Annotated in this window: 1 pseudogene; it reads left to right on the top strand. The window is 66.6% G+C overall.

The features are described from left to right. A pseudogene (locus EN955_RS34635) lies at positions 1-461 on the top strand (hypothetical protein); the annotation flags it as partial.

Below are 461 nucleotides of genomic sequence, written 5' to 3'. Positions count from 1 at the left end.
GGATATTCCGCTGCAGTCCGGCGTCGACTCCTCGAAGCTCGATTGGCTGGTGTCGCTCGACTACACCGGCATGTCCCTGGCCAAGCCCTTCGAAGGACAGGTCGTGACGGATGCCGACGGTTCGATCACGGTCGACCCCGAGAAGGCGGTGATCTCCGCCAAGGCGTTGCTGAACGGCATTCCGGCCGAACTCGATCTGATCGAGCCGCTCAGGGATGAGGGGCCGGCGCGCAGCCGCAAGGTGGCCCTGGTGCTCGACGACAAGATCCGCGCCGCCGCCATGCCCGGCCTGAAGCCGCTGCTTGCCGGAACGGTGAAGGTGGCGATCGACAAGAACGGCAGCGGCGACCAGAACGTCTCGGCCGATCTGACCAACGCCAGGCTGGACATTCCCTGGGCGGGCTGGAGCAAGGGGGCGGGGGTGCCCGCCAACGTCACCTTCGTCATGACCAAGTCCGGCG

The organism is Mesorhizobium sp. M7A.F.Ca.CA.001.04.2.1, assembly GCF_003998485.1.
Lineage (GTDB): Bacteria > Pseudomonadota > Alphaproteobacteria > Rhizobiales > Rhizobiaceae > Mesorhizobium > Mesorhizobium ciceri.
The sequence above is the reverse complement of the archived record's forward strand: the minus strand, read 5'-3'. Positions and strand labels throughout refer to the sequence as shown.